Below are 18,919 nucleotides of genomic sequence, written 5' to 3' on the forward strand. Positions count from 1 at the left end.
CTGATTTAAAACTGCTTTTCGTCTTGAAAATCAATTTGCTACTGCAATTTGTGCATTGACATTGATCGGTTCTCCATCCGGGTTGGATTTGGTCGGCCCGTACACATTGAACTGCTTAATGGCTTTCGGCTGGAATACCAGGCAGAGAGTTGATCCTCCGTAACTGAAATAACCCAACTCTTCTCCTTTTTTGACAATCTGTCCGGGTTTTACGCCGATGGTAATAGACGAAATTTCAGTAATCCCGATCGGGATGACACAAACTTTCCCGATGGCTTTGTCGTCACTTTCGATAATCACCAATCCCCGGGTGTTGACCGCAGATTCATATCCCTGGGAAAGAATCCCGGCGTTTGAGTCAAATCCTTCTGAGTGCAGCTCGCTGAACATCAAGCCAGGAATGATCCGTGCTTCGATGACTTTTCCGGAAATGGGAGCCCGCCAGCGGTGGTAGTTTGCCCCGCTCAAAAAGGATTGCAGGACGTCTCCTCCCACAAAATCTGCCGTATGCGGACTTTGATCGAGCATGTTGACCAACGAATAAGGCTGGCTTTTGATCCAGAACGTATCAGAAAGTTTTACCTTCCGGCTCAGTTTGTATACCGTTCCGTCGTTTGCAGATACAATGACTTTCGGGTTTTCCGGGTCGGCAAGCGGACGATATTGCAGGTTAATTTGACGGTGGAAGTAAGCATTGTACGATGCAAACCCCCAATGCGGTGCATTTTTATCCGGGATGACGAATTCATTCAGTTGGTTCAGCGCATAAGCCGAAGGCGATAACCAGCCGTTTACTCCCGTGTTCAATACATTTTGCGAAGCCGGAGAGTCGAGGTAATCGCACCACGCCTGCAGTATTTTCCGGATCGCAGTGTTGAATTCACTTAGGCGGAAAGCTGCTTCCCCGGACGGAGTAAACATCATGTACACAAAGAGTGTCGACATCGGGAAGGTATTGCGCTTTGCCGGAACCGGGTTGTATTCCGGAGCCCGCTGGATGATGTAATTCAGGGAATCCAGCAGTTGTTCCACGTTTTTGATCTGCCTGTTTGCAGCCGGAACTTCCTGGATCATCTGTGTCACATACATGCGGACAATCCCATTGGTTGCGATCAGATCAGCTAAAGCCTGAACGGAAGGCTGATAGTGTGCCGCTTTGTTTTTTTCGTTCTGAATGTCAACGGCCAATTGCTTGTGCCAGTCTTTGATGCTGGCTTTGTCTTGTGGCAGATATCCTGCGATCACGCCATATTTGGTCGTGTACCAGTCTTTTTTAATTTTCATAATGGATAGTTGTTACGTTCATTAAATAACCGGAAAGGCTTGTGCAATGCGGGTTCCCATTTTGTAGTGAACACCGACCTGGGCGGTAAAACTGACATTGGATGCCGATTCGAACAGCAGGATGATGTCAGATCCCCCGAATTGGAAATAAGACAATTCTTCTCCTTTTCGTACCGTAACGCCTTCTTCTGCAGTCATAATAACGGATGAAACCTGGCACATTCCGATCGGAACTACTGCAACGAGTCCTATCGGCGTGTCGAGTACGATCAATCCGCGAGCTTGCGCAAACTGGTAACCGGCATTATCCGGTGCATCGAATGTTCTTCTCGGGCAAATCTTGTTTTGGCCATTTCCGTCCGGAACCGCTTCCACTTCGAGGTAGACCTGACCCGGGATGACGCGTGCTTCCAGTACTTTTCCTCCAACCGGGGCATGCTGGCGGTGATAATCTGCCGGACTCAGGAATGCGTGCATAAACAACCCGTTGGTGAAACGATCCTTGTACGGACTTCCTTCCAATAACTCGCTGACTTTCCAGTGGAGGTTTTTCACCGTTACGTGCGAATCTTCGCGGATTTCCCATTGACCGTCAAACGTGGAATCTGCCGGCGAAACAATGACCGTTTGATCCGAAATCGCGGCAACCGGTCTGTAACCCGGCTTGAAATTGCGGGCGAAGATTTGGTTGAAAGACTTCCATCCGCCGTGAGGACGAATGTATTCGTTCATGTTAAAGTTGGGAGAATCATAGAATGATTTTTCCGATTCCGGAGTCAGTGATTCCGGTGTGTCGAGGAATTCGCCCATGGCGTTGGCATATTTTACCAGCCAGGCCGACAGGGTGGTGAGGGGTGGTGCAACATCGTGCGGGATGATTTTGTTTTGCAGCTTCAAAAGTGGTTCCTGGTCCACGATGAAATAGAATGCACAAAGGTGATCGTAGATGTTCTTCCCTTGCACGTTTTCACTCGGAATCCAGTACAGGAACCGGTTGATCCAATGAAGATACTTGTCGAGATTCGTCACTTCGCTGAGAAGTGGAACGTTCATACTGCTTGCCTTTTTGATCGCAGTTTCAAAATCTTTTTCCCATTTGTTCTTTTTGATCAGGACAATGAGTTCCTCTACAACAGGATGGAATTTTTCCTTGTTTGCCATAGTGTGGTGTTTTAAAGTGAATAATGATATTTCACAATGATCGGGGAATCAGGACAAAATGAAAAGGGTAGAAATACCTGATTTTCTTTATTTTTGAATGATGCATATACATTTTAAGGATTTGTTCCTGGGGCTGGCCATCGGCGATGCATACGGAGCCGGGTTGGAATTCCAGGATCGGAATTGGATTCGCCAGGAGGTTGACTTTACCCGTTTTGTCAATAAACGTGCAGAGATCAAAACGGACAAGCCGGAGTTGTTCACGCTCGATTACAACCCGTGGGATTACACCGATGATGCGGAAATGACTGTTGCAGTAGCCAAAGCAATGATGTCGGGAAAACCATTCACCGAATCCTTGTTGATTGATAGCTTCACGGAAGAATACAACCTGACTTTTTCCAAAAGAGGATACAAGCGAAACGGTCACGGGGCGATGCGTTGGTATTTCAGCGGTGAAAAGACCATTGAAGAGATCAAATCGTTTCAGAAAGACAAACGATATCCCGGGAATGCACCACCCATGCGCGCAATTCCACTGGGTTTTGCTCCTTCAGATCAAATCAATGAAATGGCGGCGATCAACGCCGATTGTACCCATCCGCACCCGCTGGCAGCAACTGCGAGCATCCTAGTGGCACGTGCCACCGAGGGATTTTTACTGAGAGGAATTCAACCGGAATCCATCATATCGTATTGCATTACATTCATCGATGAACCGGAGACGATTGCCTTGCTGAAAGCCGCCGACAAACTTCCTGCACCGGACTCCCTGGCAGAAACCGATTACGAGATTCTATGCGGACCGCAACCCATCCGGGAAGACCAGTTTTTGCCTGGAATCTGCGGATTGCCTTCCAACGCGATGCAGACAGCAGTCTGTGTATTGTACGTTTTGAAACACGCGCAAACTCCCTTCGAAGCGCTGAAATACTCCGTCAACATTGGTGGGGATGTAGATTCTTTGGCGTCCATTTGCACCGGACTCCTTTCCGGGAAACATGGAATCGGCGATATTCCGTCTTACATGATCGAAAACGTGGAAGGAAGGGCCTATCTGGCTGAGGTTGCGGAACAGTTTGAGGTGTATGTGGCGAATGTGAATCCGTTGAAATAAGATCTGTATTGCTCTTCCCGAAAAGAAATTCTGTTCAGATTATCTCGCAAAATGAGTGGTTTAGCATTCTTTTGTGAAGTGAGTATTAAAATAATTATGGTTTTTCGCAAAAAACTATTTTCTTTGTACCCGCAAATGTTGCCCAAGTGGCGAAATTGGTAGACGCACCGTCTTCAGGTGGCGGCGCCGCAAGGTGTGCTGGTTCGAGTCCAGTCTTGGGCACAAAAAAGAATCGGGATTGTTACGTAAGTAATGATCCCGATTCTTTTTTCACTCCTCTCTCGCTCTCACTCTTTCCCGATTCTTTTCAGAGCGGGAGTGAGAATTGAGAGCGGAATACTCTTATAGACCTTGTTTTCTCGTACTAATTTCTTATCTTGAATAGTATAATCATAATACTACTATTCATGTTCGATTTCGAAAAATTGGATGTTTATCAGAAAGCCAAACAATTCAATAAAGAGATTTACTCTTTTCTCAGAAATTCGAAAACGATTGATTCTGTTTCTAAGAACCAATTGCGAAGAGCATCCTTAAGCATCATGTTAAACATTGCAGAAGGTTCAAGTATATTTAGTGAACCTGATCGTCGGAATTTCTTTGTTATTTCAAGGGGTTCCGCGTTTGAGTGTGCAGCTGTTTTTGACTTTTTGAAAGAGGAAACGATTCTGACTGAAGAAGAATTTCAACAATTCTATGCAAAAGCAGAAGAGCTTTTCAGAATGCTGTTTAAGATGATTCAGAATTTATCAAATAATTAATTCTATGAGAAGTTTATGCGACAAGTTGAACAGCTTTAGAGTCGTGAAACTTCGTCGGTAAGTCCTGTCCTGCGGACTCTATTAAGGAGATAACGAAAGTTATTTCTTATTAGGATTAAATAAAATTGTCTTCCAAATATTATTTTAGAACGATTAAAAGTAGAATTGTTTAAAACAATATATTTGCTCTTAATTTAAAAAAAAACACTATTTAAGTGTTGATTAAATTAAAGTTACACTTTAAACCATTATTCATCTTTGAATCTATAAAATGGAAAACTTACTAAGACTAACCGAAAGGGTAGAAATTGCAATTGAAATAGGTGAGAGTTACTATCGTGAATTTAAAAGCGGGTTCCAAGGTCCCCCAGACAACAAGGTTCCTAGAGACCTTGCAGAAATTAAATATGACATAGCGAAAACGTTAGTAGCATTTGCTAATGCGGATGGAGGAGAATTATTTGTTGGAATTGAAGATAATCACGAAGTAACAGGTCTTCCACATAAATCAAATCAAATTGAAGAAATCCTAAAATCACCTAAAGATTGCATATTGAAAGATACCCCTATTGTATTGAAAAATGCTACAATAATTAAGTATAATGGTCAAACGGTACTCTATTTTTCAGTTAATAAGGGTGTTGATTTTGTTCACCTAACTTCCAAAGGTGAATGTTTTCAAAGGAAAGATAGAGAGTCTGTACCAACAGCTTCGGAAAAAATAAGATTTGAGCGTGAAGAAAAAGCTTCTAGAGAATATGATAGAGAATTTGTTGATATTGCAAAGATTACAGATTTAGATCATGACCTAATCGAGCAAGTGATCAACCAAATCTATAAACTTATTTCACCTGAGAAATTTTTGCAATATCTAGATCTAGCGGAGTTTGATGGAACATCATTGAAGCTACGAAAAGCTGGATTGTTATTGTTTGCAAAGAAGTCAAACAAGTGGCATCCTAGACTTCAAGTAAGGATTTTAAAAATAAATGGAACCGAAGAAAAGACAGGTGAAGATTTTAATGTCGCTGAAGTGGGTGAAGCTAATGGAAATATATTTCAATTGATTGAAAGTAGTTGGGATTTACTAAGACCACACTTAACTGATACTAGGTTTTCAGAAGACGCTAAATTCAAGAATCAAATCATGTACCCGGAATTAGCTTGTAGAGAAGCTCTTGTTAATGCTATTACACATAGAGATTACAGTAATGAGGGTAGAGGGATTGAAGTGAAAATTTTTAATGATAGACTTGTAATAGAAAACCCTGGAGAATTATTATCGTCAATTTCCATCGATGATCTTAAATCGTTATCAGGAGTTCACCAATCAAGAAATACATATATTGCTCGAGTACTAAGAGAAATGGGATTCATAAGAGAATTAGGTGAAGGTATTAGGCGTATACACGATCTTATGAAAAGTAACGATATGGTGGAGCCCGTAATCAAATCTGAAAATAAGACTTTTTCTATGTGTTTATTTTATAAACATGTTTATACTGCAGAAGAAAAACTGTGGCTTGAAGAATTCGAAAATATGCAACTAAGCAGAGAACAGAAAACAGTGATTCGTTTAGGACTTAATGGACGATTAATTTCAGCAAAAGAGATATTTGAAAATGTAGGTATCGTAGATGAAAAGGATTATCGAGAATTGGTCGAATCTCTAAGAAAAATGGGAGTTCTAGCTGCTACGATGTCTTCAAATGAAACCACTAAACTCATACGGAAACATGGTGGGTCAAGAAAATCTGTTCCACGATACCAAATTCAATTACCATCAAATCAATCTATTGACCTGCTGGAAGAGGAAGACCGATCTGATTACGCAAGAATATATGTTGGAAACATTCCATATATAATAAAGGAAGAGACAATTTATGAAGCTTTGAGTAAGTTTGGTGAAATTGTGGACGTTGCAATACCAAGATGGTTAGGCGGTATAAGAAATGGTCAATCTAAAGGTTTTTGTTTTGTGGAATTTGACAAAAAATTATCTGCAAATAATGCTCTTAATTCTACTTCTACAATTTTAATTGATGGAAAGAAACTTATGTTAAAAGAGGATAGATTAATGCGACGTCAAAATTCGCGCGATTCTAAATCATTAAAAGGATAAGCTATTAGTTGGTTCGACTTGTGTACTAAAGTGCGCACCAAAAAATAAGGAGAGCGAAAGTTCTCCTTATTTTTTTGCATTCTTCTTTCATTTTTCAGATTTACTCTTTTACGATTCTTTTCAGAGCGAGAATTAACGTACCAACCATTTCAATTTACTACTCGTTCCTGAAAGAAAGGAATCGTTGTAATGAAACTACCCACCTTGATTTTATCTTTAATCATTTTTGTGCTGTCCGCTGTCACACATGCGCAGGCAATTTATGGCATTACAGACGATCAAAATGTGGTAAAAATTTCTGAAGAAGGATGTTCCCTTGAAGTCATCATAAGCGCAGTAGACCTGAATCCGGCCCCAGGTACAATCATTACCGATATTGCCTATGAACAAGGCCAGCTTTACATTGCACTCGGTTCCAGTATTTGTACCGTTAATCCTGAAGATGGCTCTGTGAAATGGATCAAATCAATGTCACTTGATATAAATGGTCTTGAAGGTGATCAAAACGGTCATCTTTATATAGCAGGTTCGCAATTATCCAGATATACCATTGCTACCGGCACAGTGGAAGTAATCGGCTCATTATATCCATACTATACCTCCGGTGATGTAGAATATGTAAATGGAATTCTTTATGTAACAGCGCATGGAAACGGAGGGAATTATTTGTTAAAAGTGCAGACAAATCCGTTCTCCGTTTCAGTGTTCACGAGCATTCCTGATTCTTCCTACGGCCTGGTAAAATCGCCACAGAATCCCCAGGAACTCTATGTAACAGATTTAGGAGTCTTGTATTCGATTAATCTCAACAACGGATTCGTTCTTCCGGTTTGTGAGGCAATTTTCGGGGTATACGGCCTTACTTCCGGTCCGGAAGATTTGACATCGTCTGAAACCATCGCTGAATTTCCCAATATATTCTCACCAAACGGCGACCAAAAAAACGATGTGTTTACCTACGATACCGGCACTACAAAAGGGTCGGTAAGGATCGTGAATCGATGGGGAAATCCGGTTTTCTATTCGGACCTGCCTTTTTCATGGGATGGTAAAACTGCCGATGGCTCGGAATGTCCGGACGGAGTTTACTATTATACTTTTGAAAGCGAATCCGGATCAAAATCTGGAATCATTCATTTGTTCCGATAAATTAAAAAGTTGGTTCTGGTTTTGAATCGAATTGCACACTTTATACTTCAAAACAGACTTCTACTCACTCTAAAACTCCAACCACTTGTCCTAATACCCCAATGACTCATTTCAGATTGAACCGCTCCGGTATAACTAATAGATTGTCAGGGACTAATCTTAATTACATTCACGAATATGAAAACAATGATCACCGGTCTTGCTTTGACCACCATCCTTTTATCATTTACCGCTTGTGAAAAGGTAAATATCAGCCAAACCCTATCAGGTAAGAAGAAAACATCCGGACAGTCAGAGAAAATAACACGGCCTGTTAGTATTGAAGCATCCGTCAGTTATCTGTGCGGTGCTGCTACAACACCGTGTGGCACTACCTTGTCTTATGTGGGGAGACTCAATATGATTCAAATCGATAATAACAATCAGTTAAATTTCCCAAGTCTTACCTACACATTCTATAAACGAACTTCCGTTTCGGGAACTGTTGAAACGTATACGGGACTTGGACAATACACCTGCTCAAACTACAGTTCGTATTATGCGGTAGGCTTGCTTGATAATGGTGCGAAAATCCTGATTTTTGCCAATGATGCATCAGGAGTTGGACCGAATGTCGGAACGGCATTGACGTATGATGTAGCTACTGCAGGAATTACCAATTACCCGTCATTAAGTGCTCCATCAACGTATACTTTTGCAACAATGGGGAATTACAAAGCACGCTCTTGTGGTGCAGGAACAGACTAATATCTGTCAAAACAGCAGTAAATGAATCTCGGGTTGTTTTACTCTTCGTGGCAAAGCGTATAAAACGCAAACTGCTTTCTGGCTTTCAGGCATGTTCCTTCGCGGATGATCTCGAGTTCTTTCATGACCTGCTTTTGAGTGACGTTCAGCAAATGCACTTCCTGGTCTTTGATTTCCCAGGTTCCGGAAAGGTCGATCGGGTTGCTGCTTTTGGTCTGATCCAGGTAATGAAATGTGTGGTCTGATTTCAATTCGATTTGAGGAGCTGTTTTGCCGTCGCCGCCAAATTTACCATAGCGGATTTCCGGGTCGGAGTTCCAGCCGAAAGAAAAGCTGATAATCGCGAGAACAGCGCCAAATGCAATAGGAAAGAAACGTCTCATGGGTTTGATTTGGTGCAATGTAGGAAAAAAGGCGCACATTTCAAATGTCATTTCCGGATTATTCTGCTGAAGCGTGTTCGGAAGATACTTTTCCGGTGAAAATGGAGTTTGGCTTGGATTTTGATTTATCTTTCGGAAAAAAAACGAGATGAAAGGGTTTTTAATGGCTGCTTTGAGCATGTTCGGATTGGTTGCACCTGGTTTTGCCCAGAAAACCATCCGCATGGTAGTGAAAGAAGAATGTGTTCCGTGTCGTCGCATGATGCCGCAGACGTGTTACCAGGTTCAGAAAAACGGTTCCAAAACATGGGAATTGTTCTACGAGAACATCCAGGGATTTGAGTATGTAGCAGGAAACAGATATGTGATCGATGTGATCGAAACACCGCGACCGGAACCGGTTCCGCAAGACTTGTCGAAATATACCTACAAGCTGGGTAAGATCATTTCCGTGACTCCGAAAATCAGCAGTGACGAAGGTGCTCTTTACCGGGTGACCCGCATGAACGGGAAAGACATGAGCAATGTTCCCCTGTCGCTTTCTTTCGACAGTACGTTCCTGCGCATTTACGGAAGAAGCGGGTGCAACAACTTTTTCAGTGCTGTGAAACTGAATAAAAAACAGACGAAGATCAGTGTAAAACCGGGTGGAGGTACTTTGATGGCTTGCCAGGATGACCAAATGGCGATCGAACGTGAATTTTTAGCAACCATTTCCGACAAGACCTTCAAGATTGCGCTCAAAGACGGTAAAATGATCTGGACGGCAAAGAGAAAAGAAATCCTGGTTTTTGAACGCGCTGAAGGGAAACCACAACCAGAAGATCCTGCAGCTAATTCAGGAGGAAGACCAGAGAAAACACCGTGGAACTACTTCAACCAGCAGGAAATGAAACTGATCCAGATGGATGGTACTGCAGTGCATGGTACAAAAGCAGGAATCAAAATGGATATGGCAACCAATTCTTTTACGGGAAGCAACGGATGCAACCGCATTTCCGGAACGATGGCAACGACGCGCAACACGGTAGAATTCTCCAATATCATGTCGACCAAAATGTTGTGTGCAGATGAAGTTGTGGCAACAACCGAGCGCCGTTTCATGGAGATTTTGAACAGCAAAGGATTAACGGTAGACTTTGCCGAACAGGTACTCAATGTGTACGATACTAAAGGAAAACTGGTATTGATGTTCGCAGTTGATGCAACCAAATAAAATAATTGGAGTTTTAATTTCAGTTTTCATATATTTATACACCAAAAAATTTTTACTATGAAAAAACTAATCAAAATTTCTGCGTTTGCAACATTGGCATTTGTTGGAGCACTGGGAATTCAGTCATTTGCTTCAATGACAGCGAATTCCTCGGAGAAAGTTCTTGGAAATATCGAGTTCAAAGTGATTAATGATACATCATCAGAGTACAAGTACTGCGTGAATGGAGGACATAACTACATCAGTGCAGGTGCATCCAAAGGATTCAGCTACAGTGAGGGTACGGAAATTAAGCATTTGGATGGAAGCAACTGCGGGAATACGTGGTTCAAAGTAACCAGCTCCATGCATGGAAAATCATTCAAACTTTCTGAATTGAAATAATTCATTTTTTGAAATATTGAACATCAGGCCTCTTTTTTTAAGAGGCTTTTTTGTTTTCCACATTTTCTTTCAGGAATCCAATTTAAATAAGGTTAATTCGATACCTGAATTCGGTGATTTGAGTTAATTTCGTAACAGATTTTAATGGGTATGAAACGAATTTTGCTTTTGGGGGCCGGCCTTTCAGCTTCAACTTTGATCAAGTATCTGCTTCATCATGCGGAAGAACACAACTGGCAGCTGCGTGTGGTGGATCAGTCATTGGACTTGGTAAAATCTAAACTGGCGGGACATCCCCGTGGTGAAGCACTTTCATTCAATGCCCTGGATCGTAACGAACGTTGGGAAGAGTTGAAACAGGCTGATTTGGTCATTTCCATGCTCCCTGCACGTTTTCACCCGGAAGTTGCCAAAGACTGCCTGGAATTGAAGAAAAACCTGATTACGCCATCCTACGTTTCCCCGGAAATGAAAGAACTGAGTGCGCAGGTGCGTGATGCCGGACTGATCTTCATGAACGAGATCGGGGTAGATCCGGGAATTGACCACATGAGTGCGATGCGCATCATTGACTCGATCAAAGCGCAGGGCGGAACAATCTCCGGATTTAAATCCTACTGTGGCGGCTTGATGGCCCCGGAAAGTGATACCAATCCGTGGAACTACAAGTTCACCTGGAACCCGCGTAACGTGGTTTTGGCCGCGCAGGGCGGAACAGCACGCTACATCGACCGGCATCAATACAAATACATTCCATATACACAGGTATTTAACCGCCTGGATATGATTTCCGTGGACGGCTACGGGGATTTTGAAGGGTACGCAAACCGTGATTCCTTGTCCTACAGAGCAATCTACGGATTGGAAGACATCCCAACGATGTACCGTGGTACTTTGCGTAGAATGGGTTTCTGCCAGGCCTGGAATGTATTCGTGCAACTTGGATTAACGGATGACGGCTTTGCTTTACAAGATTCTGAAAATCTCACACCGAGAACATTCGTAAACGCTTTTCTGCCTTTCGAAGAGAGCTTGAGCGTCGAAGAGAAATGGGCAAATGCCTGCGAACAGCTTGGGGTAACCGATATGCACAAATTCGAATGGCTGGGCTTGTTCGACTCGTCTGAAAAGATCGGGTTAAAGAATGCAACAGCTGCTCAAATCCTGGAGAAAATCCTGGTCGATAAATGGGTGCTGGAACCAGAAGATAAAGACATGCTGGTGATGGTGCACCAGTTTACCTACCTGCTGGATGGAAAACCGCATTTCATCGAATCATCCATGGTAAATCTCGGGGACGATCCGGTGCACACCGCCATGTCAAAAACAGTCGGTTATCCGGTGGGAATCTGTGCGAAACTGATCCTGGAAGGAAGAATCTCGGAAAGAGGCGTACTGCTTCCAACCAAACCGGAGATTTACAACCCGATCCTGGAAGAATTGGAAACACTCGGTGTGGTGTTCCACGAACTGGAAAAAGTCGTTTAATTCGAAAAAGCAGCGTTTCTGTTTACCAGGCGGTAAGCGATGACTCCCAGAACGGTTCCGAAGAGCAAGACTTCGTCGGGGAAACGGACAAAAACCGAAACAGCCAGCACCATCCCGAATACGATGGAGAGGATGATTCCCTGTTTCACGGGTTCCCGTGTGAACCAGTTGACCGGGTATTTCCGGAAGAGTTGCGGCAGCAGGAATTGCTGTTTATACGTCACGTAACCACTGAAGGCCATTAACGGAATCAATACGACCCCTTGTTGAACTCCCATATCGCTATACGTCAAAAAGGCGTAAATCCGCTCCGTCCACGAGAAATCCGGATGCAGGTGAGGCAAGGTGTAGAAAACAGCCAGAGAAGTGCTTAAAATGCATAAAAATGCTATTGTGAGGTGGCGCAGGGCCAATTGTTTCTCTGCTTCATTTCCGCTAAAGGTGATCCGCTTGCGGGCTTTGAAAATGGAAAGCACCCAAAACAGGATCCAATCAATCAAATAAAACAGCAGGATGAAGCTCGCGTCCCATTTCCAGTAGAAGTAACCTAAAACGGGGATCAGCGCTTCAATCAGTGTTTGGAGAAGAATGGCTCTTTTCGGGGTCATTTTGTTTTAGCCAGTCGCTTGATTGCTTCTTCCGAGATAGCGAAATCCGGGTTGTATTTCAAGGCTTTCCGGTAATACTGGATTGCCTGGTACTTTTCTCCCTTGGTTTCGTAAATCAGACCCAGGTTGTGCCATGCCTCCACATAGCGCGGTTCTTTCTGCAAGGTTTCGTTGTAGAAATAGGTTGCACTGTCCGGATCATTCTGTTTGAACTGCTTGATCCAGCCCAACTGGAAAAGCGGCGGTGTGAAGGTCGGGTCTTTTTGAAGCATTTGGCGGTAAGTCTGCTGCGCCTCATCAATTTTATCGAACTGCTGGTAGGCGTATGCCAGGTTGTAATACGCCTCAATGTTATTCGGACGAAGCTGTGTAGCTGTGATGAAATACTGGATGCACAGCGGATCATTTTCTTCCTGGTAAATCAATCCGAGTTTGATATAAGCCGCAAAGAATTCCGGGTCCTGTTCGATAGCTGTCTGATATGAAGACTTTGCGAGTTTATTATTTCCAAGGCTGAGGTAAATACTTCCTTTCAAAATGTAAGCGTCGCGGTATTTTTTATTGATACGAAGTGCTTCATTGATGTAGTAAAATGCCTTTTCATTATCTCCCTGTTGGGCATAGGTTGTTGCGAGCGCAACGAGGGCCTGGGTGTTTTTGGGTTGTTTTTTAACAACAAATTTGAAATGGCCCTGTGCAGCCATCACGTCGCTTGTGCTTCTGTTTGCACGGTTGTTGAGTGCATTGGCATACAAAAAGCGCGCTTCGATATTGGATTCCTGCATGCGGTAAGCTTTCGCTCCGTCCTGCAATGCTTTTTCATAATCGTATCGTTCCAGCATCAGGTTTCCGTGTTTGATTAGGATGGGAACGCTGTCCGGGTATTTTTTATAAAGCTCATCAACGGAAAGCTCCTTTTGTTTCTGCTTGTTGGAATTTCCCCCGCAGGCAGTTGTTACAAGAATGAACAGAAATCCGGTTGAAAATAAAAGAATGCGCATATAAAATTGGTTCTTAGTCACAAAAATAAGGAAATGTCTTTAGCAATGGTTATTTAAACGTGGTCTTCTTGCAAAGCGTTGGAATAAACCAAAAAACGAAATAATTAGTTTTTGTAAAACAGAATACTCGATGGATTTAACGGAATGTTCATTTTTGTTTAATAATCACACATTGTTGGGAGAAAATTTTAGTTGAATTAACTAATATGCGATACTGAAACTTATACAAAGATGAACAATAAATTACTACTGATTGTTCTTCTAACTCTTGCGTCTCATTCCTTTGGTCAAACATCGTATGATCAAAGGCTTCTGGCTCATTTTACAGAAGAACAGCTTGCGCAGATGCCGCAGCAAAAACTACAAGCCGTCACATATTATTATTGTGAAAGTTACGCCATTGATGCTTCCCATGCAGCCGGTTTTGAGATCAGTTCCTTTGATGTGTCCTCCTATGAAGATCTGAGAAGAGAATCTGTTGACTTTGCTTTTACCACCGAACAAGGGGTAATCGTAACGCTTTACGCGAAACAAAAATTCTTACCGAAAGCAACTTTAGCCAAACAGCCATGAAGGGATTGTTGACCGCGTGGATGGTAGCAACGGGTTTTGCTGCTTTCTCACAATTGCCCTACTCCTGGACATCGGGTGTGGACCCGGGATGGACAAATTCCGGTGCGCTCCAATGGAGAACGGCTTGTAACTATGTCACGACAAACTGTACCGGGAATTACAGTAACAACCTGAACACGACGTATACGTCGCCGTCTATTGACGCTTCCTGTGCGAATGCATCTACCATTTCGGTGGCATTCACCGCATTCGGAAATGCTGAGTATCAATACGACTTTTTGTTTATCCTGTATTCCCTGGATAATGGGGCAACCTGGATCAATCCATACGGGGCTGGAATCGGGTGGACCGGAAATTTCGGGAATTCTCCGGGGTCTACCATCCCGGCAATTACGCTGCCGACTTCCTCCAACATTCGTTTCCGTTTGAATTTTCAGTCAGACAATTCCTTTGTCTACACAGGTTATAAGATCACGAATTTTACAGTATCCTGTAACGTCGTGCTACCGGTGGAAATGGTTTCTTTTACCGGAAAACGAGTCGGAAACGAAAACAGTTTGAGCTGGACAACCCTGTCTGAAAAGAACAACGACTATTTCGATGTTGAATGGTCGGTGAACCCGGAAGCAGAACTGTGGACAAGCATCGCTCATATCAACGCGTACGGAACCGGAAATTCGGAAGCAAAACAGAACTACGGAACGGTTCACTCCAGTCCGGCAGCAGGAAAGAAAAACTATTACCGGATCACGCAGGTGGATAAGGATGGAACCCGCAGAACATTTGACGAATGGACAGTGGTAGACAATACCATGAAAGAAAATCCACTGAAAGAGATTGTGAACCTGATGGGGCAGCAAGTGACTGAAACCACACCCGGTTTGGTGATCTACGTGTATGAAGACGGAACCAAAGTGAAAAAATATCAATAACGCGAATCAACGAAACTGACCTGTTATCTACGTAGTGTAGTAGTGCAAAAAAGGCTGGTATCAACGGATGCCAGCCTTTTCTTTTTGATACTGTTCTGAAATCAGCGCACAATGGTGATATTGCCGTAACAGAATCCCTTGTATTTTTTATCGTTGCAATCGAAATCATCGGATTTGATCGAATAAAAATAAACACCTTCGCTCAGCTCGTTTCCGTGTTTGTCACGTCCTTCAAAAAAACTGCTGTTGTTGTCCATCGAATAAACCACATTTCCCCAGCGGTTCACGATCGTGATTTCATACTCGAAACAATCCGTCAGTAAAGCAGGCATTTCCAGGCGGTCATTCACCCCGTCTCCGTTTGGAGTAATGATATTCGGCATCCCGAGTTCTTCGATTTTTACTCCTTCTGCAATCGTAACGACCCCTGTTGAATCATAGGAGCAACCAAACTGATCTGTTACGGTGAAAACGACCGGATAGGTTCCCGGTGAAGTGAAAACGACCGCGAAAGCGTTTCCGGATCCCTGGTAACTGTTCCCGATATTCCAGTGGTACGTATAATCCGGATTTGAAACCAGGGAAGTGAAGGTCGCTTCCTGGAAACAGTTGGTTTCATACGTATACTTTGCGGGAACAGGGCTGCTTACGGTATAGGTCTTATCCAGCTGGTTCGAACAGCCGAAGGAATCCGTGTAGGTATAGGAAACGGTATAGCTTCCCGGAGAAACTCCCTGAATATTGATTCCGTTTCCAAGCACATTCGCTCCTGTGAATGTACCTCCGGGAGGTGTCGGGCTGACAGGATAGACCCCGGTTTCGTAACAATAGATCCCATTCAAAGGAATTTGAAGGTCGGGTAATCCATGTACCTGGATCGTGCCGCTTGCAGTTGTGAGACACCCGTTTGCATCGGTCAATGAGTACGTGATCACGTGGCTTCCGATTCCCTCATTTCCGGAATTAAACGTGCTGCCTGAAGCAGTTCCGTCAACCTGGAAGTTACCTCCACCCGGATTTGCTACCATGATCACCGGATCGGAGTCAATACACAAATCCGAAGGGATGGTGAGTGTTGCCGGTGCTGAACCGACTACCTGCACGGTAATAGTTGTTGAGTTGGAACATCCGTTGGCATCCTGGTACGTGTAGGTTAACGTGAATGTTCCTACGCCTGCCTGGGATGGAATAAATTGATTGTTTACAACTCCTGTTCCGCTTAATTGACCACCTGCCGGGGAAAGCAATAATCCGGCCAGAGTAGTTGAAAGGCAATAAGGAGATTGATTGTTGGTAATGGATACAACCGGTAGCGGATGTACGATAATTGAGTCGCTTGCTGAGTTGCTGCAACCGAATTGATCCTGGAAGAAATAGGTTACCGTATGATTCCCAACTCCTGCGCTGGTCGGATTGAAATTCGATGAACTGACCCCGTTTCCGGTGAGTGTTCCGGTTTGTCCTGTAGTTGCAACCGGACTTACTGTTATGGGAACCGGATTGGCATTCACACATATTTCTGCAGGTAGGTCAACAGACACGGTGGGTACAAAATTGCTGACTGTTACCTGGAACGTTCCCGTTGTTCCGTCATTGTCAGTTACCGTTACCGTATATGTTCCGGCACATAGATTGAGTGCTGTTTGAGTGGTTTGTGCCTGGGAATCGTTCCATGCATACGTGTAGGGCGGTGTTCCACCTGAAACGTTTATCGTTGCTGTTCCGGTACAGGAAGAAGATCCCGCAGGAATACAGGTTCCGTTGCAGGTTGCATAGGTCGGAGCTGCCTGCGTATCCCATGCGCCGCCATCGGGAAGCCGTCTGACGGAACTGCCCAGTATGAGTGAGGAGGAGGTATTCAGGTAATTCTTACGTCCGGCGGGAATGTTGTTATAGCTCGGAAGGGAAGTTGCATTGGAACAGCCTGGCAGGGAAGGAATGCAGGGTGAACCGGATACGTTTGCGGAATTTACCCAGGAAACGGCATCCTGTGGCACTCCGTTTGAATCATAGAATGCGAACCAGCCTCCGGCATTCGGAAACCACAAACGTGATCCTGCTGCACAAACGCCGGGATCAGAAATGTTGTATGGAACAACCACTTCGACGACATTTCCACCGTTTTGAACCAGTAAATTGGCCGGCACGGCGGGAACGTTCATCCCACGGATCATACAAAAACCTGCCGGTGGAACAATGGTCCCGGCTGGAATTACAAAACCTCCGTTTCCTTCCGGGGTATCATTTCCGAGGTAATAACACGAAATATCAACGGGCTCACACAGGTTTGGATTGTAAAGTTCGATCCATTCGCCTCTCCCGGAAGAGACTCCACCGTTTCCGGAGATGGATCCATCGTTGTCGATCGGGCTGATCATCAATTCGTTGATGAGAATAGAAGGACCGGAATAGTTACAATCGGTTCCGTTACAATTGGTGTTTAGCTGCGAACTGCCTGTAGCCGAAAGCTGTGACAGGGCAGTGAACCCCATCAGGGTCATTGCAATAGTAGTAGTTAACTTCATGACAAGTTAAGTATTAGTAAATTGGTTCAGTTTTGGAACTGACTTATAGACTGCAGGTTGGCGAAATTGGTTGCATGGGGATGGCAACTTCATAGGTGCTTGGGATTTTTTGGATCAGAACCCTAAGCATGTTGAATAAAAAACCCGGTACTGATCAGCACCGGGTTTGGATATTTCCTTGTTGGTTTTTACAGACCTAAAAGCACTGCGTGCGGATCTTTTCCTCCGAAGATGATTCGCTCCGGGTTTTCGATCATTTCCTTCACTTTTACCAGGAAGCTTACAGATTCTTTTCCATCGATGATCCGGTGGTCGTAAGACAACGCCAGGTACATCATCGGGCGGATTTCCACTTTTCCGTCAATCGCAACCGGGCGCTCAACGATGTTGTGCATTCCCAGGATCGCAGACTGCGGTGGGTTAATAATCGGTGTAGACATCATGGATCCGAACACACCACCGTTTGTAATGGTGAACGTTCCTCCTGTCATATCTTCCGGAGTGATTTTCCCGTCGCGGGCTTTCACTGCCAATCGTTTGATTTCTTTTTCGATCTCTGCAAGGCTCATTTGCTCTGCATTGCGCACCACCGGAACCATCAATCCTTTCGGAGAGGATACTGCAATACCGATATCTGCGTAATCGTGGAATACGATCTCGTTTCCGTCAATTTGAGCATTTACTGCAGGGAACAGGTTCAATGCTTCTGTTACAGCTTTTGTAAAGAAAGACATGAACCCAAGGTTCACCTCGTGGAATTTCGCAAACTGATCTTTGTATTTTGCACGCAAATCCATGATCGGCTTCATATCCACTTCGTTGAAAGTCGTCAGCATCGCTGTTTCGTTCTTCACAGAAACCAAACGCTCTGCGATTTTACGACGCAACATCGACATTTTTTCACGGTGCTGGTCGCGTGTGCCACCCCATCCTTGTGCATCTGCAGATGAGATTCCGGCAGCCATAGCACTCACTACATCTTGTTTCGTGATGCGGCCGTCTTTTCCTGTACCGTTGATTTTTGTCCCTGAAATGCCATTCTCTGCCATGATTTTTGCTGCAGCAGGTGATGGAGTTCCTTTTGCGTAGCTGTCAGATACAGGCCCCGGATTGGGTGTTACGGGAGCACTTGTTTTTTCTGCCGCCGGAGCCGCTTCTTTTACAGGAGCTGCTTCTTCCGCTTTTGTTTCTGCAACCGGAGCCGCAGAACCTGTAGGTCTTTCAGCCGAAGTGTCGATCAGACAAACCACTTGTCCAACTTTCACCACATCGCCTTCAGCAGCTTTCAGGGTAATGATCCCGGATTGCTCGGCAGGAAGCTCCAGTGTAGCCTTGTCTGAGTCTACTTCTGCAATGGCCTGATCTTTTTCTACATAGTCACCGTCCGAAACCAGCCAGGTAGCGATTTCCACTTCAGAAATCGATTCTCCCGGACTAGGTACTTTCATTTCAAGGATTGACATAATTG

The 18,919-nt window shown here is 44.1% G+C and carries 17 protein-coding genes and 1 tRNA gene; 11 read left to right on the forward strand and 7 right to left on the reverse strand.

The genetic code is table 11. The features are described 5' to 3' along the window. Window positions 1-30: 30 nt before the first annotated feature. Window positions 31-1,284 (reverse strand): phosphatidylserine decarboxylase family protein, encoded by a 1,254-nt coding sequence (locus ABDV94_RS16080; protein ID WP_343748234.1) that lies wholly within the window; start codon window positions 1,282-1,284, stop codon window positions 31-33. Between the two features lie 21 nt (window positions 1,285-1,305). Further along, window positions 1,306-2,445 carry a phosphatidylserine decarboxylase gene (locus tag ABDV94_RS16085; protein ID WP_343748235.1) on the reverse strand — a complete coding sequence of 380 codons (1,140 nt, stop codon included), beginning with the start codon at window positions 2,443-2,445 and terminating at the stop codon, window positions 1,306-1,308. 100 nt (window positions 2,446-2,545) lie between these two features. Between ABDV94_RS16085 and ABDV94_RS16090 the strand changes: the two genes are divergently transcribed. The 6 genes from ABDV94_RS16090 to ABDV94_RS16115 all read left to right on the forward strand — a co-directional run bounded on the left by ABDV94_RS16090 (window position 2,546) and on the right by ABDV94_RS16115 (window position 8,341). After that, window positions 2,546-3,562, forward strand: a complete 1,017-nt coding sequence (locus ABDV94_RS16090; protein ID WP_343748236.1) for an ADP-ribosylglycohydrolase family protein — start codon at window positions 2,546-2,548, stop codon at window positions 3,560-3,562. 140 nt (window positions 3,563-3,702) lie between these two features. Then, a tRNA-Leu gene (locus ABDV94_RS16095) sits at window positions 3,703-3,784 on the forward strand. Between the two features lie 185 nt (window positions 3,785-3,969). Beyond that, window positions 3,970-4,323 carry a four helix bundle protein gene (locus tag ABDV94_RS16100; RefSeq protein ID WP_343748237.1) on the forward strand — a complete coding sequence of 118 codons (354 nt, stop codon included), beginning with the start codon at window positions 3,970-3,972 and terminating at the stop codon, window positions 4,321-4,323. Window positions 4,324-4,594: 271 nt separating this feature from the next. Then, on the forward strand, window positions 4,595-6,445 hold the full coding sequence (locus ABDV94_RS16105) for an ATP-binding protein (protein WP_343748238.1): 1,851 nt from the start codon (window positions 4,595-4,597) through the stop codon (window positions 6,443-6,445). Window positions 6,446-6,649: 204 nt separating this feature from the next. Further along, window positions 6,650-7,594, forward strand: a complete 945-nt coding sequence (locus ABDV94_RS16110) for a gliding motility-associated C-terminal domain-containing protein (RefSeq protein WP_343748239.1) — start codon at window positions 6,650-6,652, stop codon at window positions 7,592-7,594. 177 nt (window positions 7,595-7,771) lie between these two features. Next, window positions 7,772-8,341 carry a hypothetical protein gene (locus ABDV94_RS16115; protein WP_343748240.1) on the forward strand — a complete coding sequence of 190 codons (570 nt, stop codon included), beginning with the start codon at window positions 7,772-7,774 and terminating at the stop codon, window positions 8,339-8,341. 38 nt (window positions 8,342-8,379) lie between these two features. On the opposite strand, the gene ABDV94_RS16120 is transcribed toward ABDV94_RS16115, so the two are convergent. Next, window positions 8,380-8,724 carry a hypothetical protein gene (locus tag ABDV94_RS16120; protein ID WP_343748241.1) on the reverse strand — a complete coding sequence of 115 codons (345 nt, stop codon included), beginning with the start codon at window positions 8,722-8,724 and terminating at the stop codon, window positions 8,380-8,382. A gap of 148 nt (window positions 8,725-8,872) precedes the next feature. Between ABDV94_RS16120 and ABDV94_RS16125 the strand changes: the two genes are divergently transcribed. The 3 genes from ABDV94_RS16125 (at window position 8,873) to ABDV94_RS16135 (ending at window position 11,812) form a co-directional block, all read left to right on the forward strand. Next, window positions 8,873-9,940, forward strand: a complete 1,068-nt coding sequence (locus ABDV94_RS16125; protein WP_343748242.1) for an META domain-containing protein — start codon at window positions 8,873-8,875, stop codon at window positions 9,938-9,940. A gap of 57 nt (window positions 9,941-9,997) precedes the next feature. Then, window positions 9,998-10,324, forward strand: coding sequence for a hypothetical protein (locus ABDV94_RS16130; protein ID WP_343748243.1), 327 nt, complete (start codon window positions 9,998-10,000; stop codon window positions 10,322-10,324). A 150-nt stretch (window positions 10,325-10,474) separates the two neighbouring features. Continuing rightward, window positions 10,475-11,812 carry a saccharopine dehydrogenase family protein gene (locus tag ABDV94_RS16135; RefSeq protein ID WP_343748244.1) on the forward strand — a complete coding sequence of 446 codons (1,338 nt, stop codon included), beginning with the start codon at window positions 10,475-10,477 and terminating at the stop codon, window positions 11,810-11,812. Here ABDV94_RS16135 and ABDV94_RS16140 read toward each other — a convergent pair. Both ABDV94_RS16140 and ABDV94_RS16145 read right to left on the reverse strand, forming a co-directional pair. Next, the gene (locus tag ABDV94_RS16140; RefSeq protein WP_343748245.1) at window positions 11,809-12,420 is read right to left on the reverse strand and encodes a hypothetical protein; all 612 of its coding nucleotides are present in this window, start codon (window positions 12,418-12,420) and stop codon (window positions 11,809-11,811) included. The two genes, ABDV94_RS16135 and ABDV94_RS16140, sit on opposite strands and share 4 nt — an antisense overlap. Then, complete coding sequence (locus ABDV94_RS16145) at window positions 12,417-13,421, reverse strand: tetratricopeptide repeat protein (RefSeq protein WP_343748246.1); 1,005 nt, start codon at window positions 13,419-13,421, stop codon at window positions 12,417-12,419. The genes ABDV94_RS16140 and ABDV94_RS16145 overlap by 4 nt, the downstream gene beginning before the upstream one ends. Before the next feature lie 231 nt (window positions 13,422-13,652). Between ABDV94_RS16145 and ABDV94_RS16150 the strand changes: the two genes are divergently transcribed. Together ABDV94_RS16150 and ABDV94_RS16155 are read left to right on the forward strand one after the other, a co-directional pair. Further along, window positions 13,653-13,994, forward strand: coding sequence for a hypothetical protein (locus tag ABDV94_RS16150; protein ID WP_343748247.1), 342 nt, complete (start codon window positions 13,653-13,655; stop codon window positions 13,992-13,994). Next, window positions 13,991-14,926: a hypothetical protein gene (locus ABDV94_RS16155; RefSeq protein WP_343748248.1), complete on the forward strand. Its 936-nt coding sequence runs from the start codon at window positions 13,991-13,993 to the stop codon at window positions 14,924-14,926. Before ABDV94_RS16150 ends, ABDV94_RS16155 begins: the two co-directional genes overlap by 4 nt. 101 nt (window positions 14,927-15,027) lie before the next feature. Here ABDV94_RS16155 and ABDV94_RS16160 read toward each other — a convergent pair whose 3' ends face one another. Together ABDV94_RS16160 and odhB are read right to left on the reverse strand one after the other, a co-directional pair. After that, a complete protein-coding gene (locus ABDV94_RS16160; protein ID WP_343748249.1) occupies window positions 15,028-17,451 on the reverse strand; it encodes a gliding motility-associated C-terminal domain-containing protein in 2,424 nt (807 codons plus the stop codon). A 188-nt stretch (window positions 17,452-17,639) separates the two neighbouring features. Beyond that, window positions 17,640-18,914: a 2-oxoglutarate dehydrogenase complex dihydrolipoyllysine-residue succinyltransferase gene (odhB, locus tag ABDV94_RS16165; protein ID WP_343748250.1), complete on the reverse strand. Its 1,275-nt coding sequence runs from the start codon at window positions 18,912-18,914 to the stop codon at window positions 17,640-17,642. Window positions 18,915-18,919 lie beyond the last annotated feature (5 nt).

This window comes from Fluviicola sp., assembly GCF_039596355.1.
GTDB lineage: Bacteria > Bacteroidota > Bacteroidia > Flavobacteriales_D > Crocinitomicaceae > Fluviicola.

Bases quoted from the DNA above. Each gene is read 5' to 3' on its own strand.
- ABDV94_RS16080 (WP_343748234.1), bottom strand. From the start codon at position 1,284: ATGAAAATTAAAAAAGACTGGTACACGACCAAATATGGCGTGATCGCA.
- ABDV94_RS16085 (WP_343748235.1), bottom strand. From the start codon at position 2,445: ATGGCAAACAAGGAAAAATTCCATCCTGTTGTAGAGGAACTCATTGTC.
- ABDV94_RS16090 (WP_343748236.1), top strand. From the start codon at position 2,546: ATGCATATACATTTTAAGGATTTGTTCCTGGGGCTGGCCATCGGCGAT.
- ABDV94_RS16100 (WP_343748237.1), top strand. From the start codon at position 3,970: ATGTTCGATTTCGAAAAATTGGATGTTTATCAGAAAGCCAAACAATTC.
- ABDV94_RS16105 (WP_343748238.1), top strand. From the start codon at position 4,595: ATGGAAAACTTACTAAGACTAACCGAAAGGGTAGAAATTGCAATTGAA.
- ABDV94_RS16115 (WP_343748240.1), top strand. From the start codon at position 7,772: ATGAAAACAATGATCACCGGTCTTGCTTTGACCACCATCCTTTTATCA.
- ABDV94_RS16120 (WP_343748241.1), bottom strand. From the start codon at position 8,724: ATGAGACGTTTCTTTCCTATTGCATTTGGCGCTGTTCTCGCGATTATC.
- ABDV94_RS16125 (WP_343748242.1), top strand. From the start codon at position 8,873: ATGAAAGGGTTTTTAATGGCTGCTTTGAGCATGTTCGGATTGGTTGCA.
- ABDV94_RS16130 (WP_343748243.1), top strand. From the start codon at position 9,998: ATGAAAAAACTAATCAAAATTTCTGCGTTTGCAACATTGGCATTTGTT.
- ABDV94_RS16135 (WP_343748244.1), top strand. From the start codon at position 10,475: ATGAAACGAATTTTGCTTTTGGGGGCCGGCCTTTCAGCTTCAACTTTG.
- ABDV94_RS16140 (WP_343748245.1), bottom strand. From the start codon at position 12,420: ATGACCCCGAAAAGAGCCATTCTTCTCCAAACACTGATTGAAGCGCTG.
- ABDV94_RS16145 (WP_343748246.1), bottom strand. From the start codon at position 13,421: ATGCGCATTCTTTTATTTTCAACCGGATTTCTGTTCATTCTTGTAACA.
- ABDV94_RS16150 (WP_343748247.1), top strand. From the start codon at position 13,653: ATGAACAATAAATTACTACTGATTGTTCTTCTAACTCTTGCGTCTCAT.
- ABDV94_RS16155 (WP_343748248.1), top strand. From the start codon at position 13,991: ATGAAGGGATTGTTGACCGCGTGGATGGTAGCAACGGGTTTTGCTGCT.
- ABDV94_RS16160 (WP_343748249.1), bottom strand. From the start codon at position 17,451: ATGAAGTTAACTACTACTATTGCAATGACCCTGATGGGGTTCACTGCC.
- odhB (WP_343748250.1), bottom strand. From the start codon at position 18,914: ATGTCAATCCTTGAAATGAAAGTACCTAGTCCGGGAGAATCGATTTCT.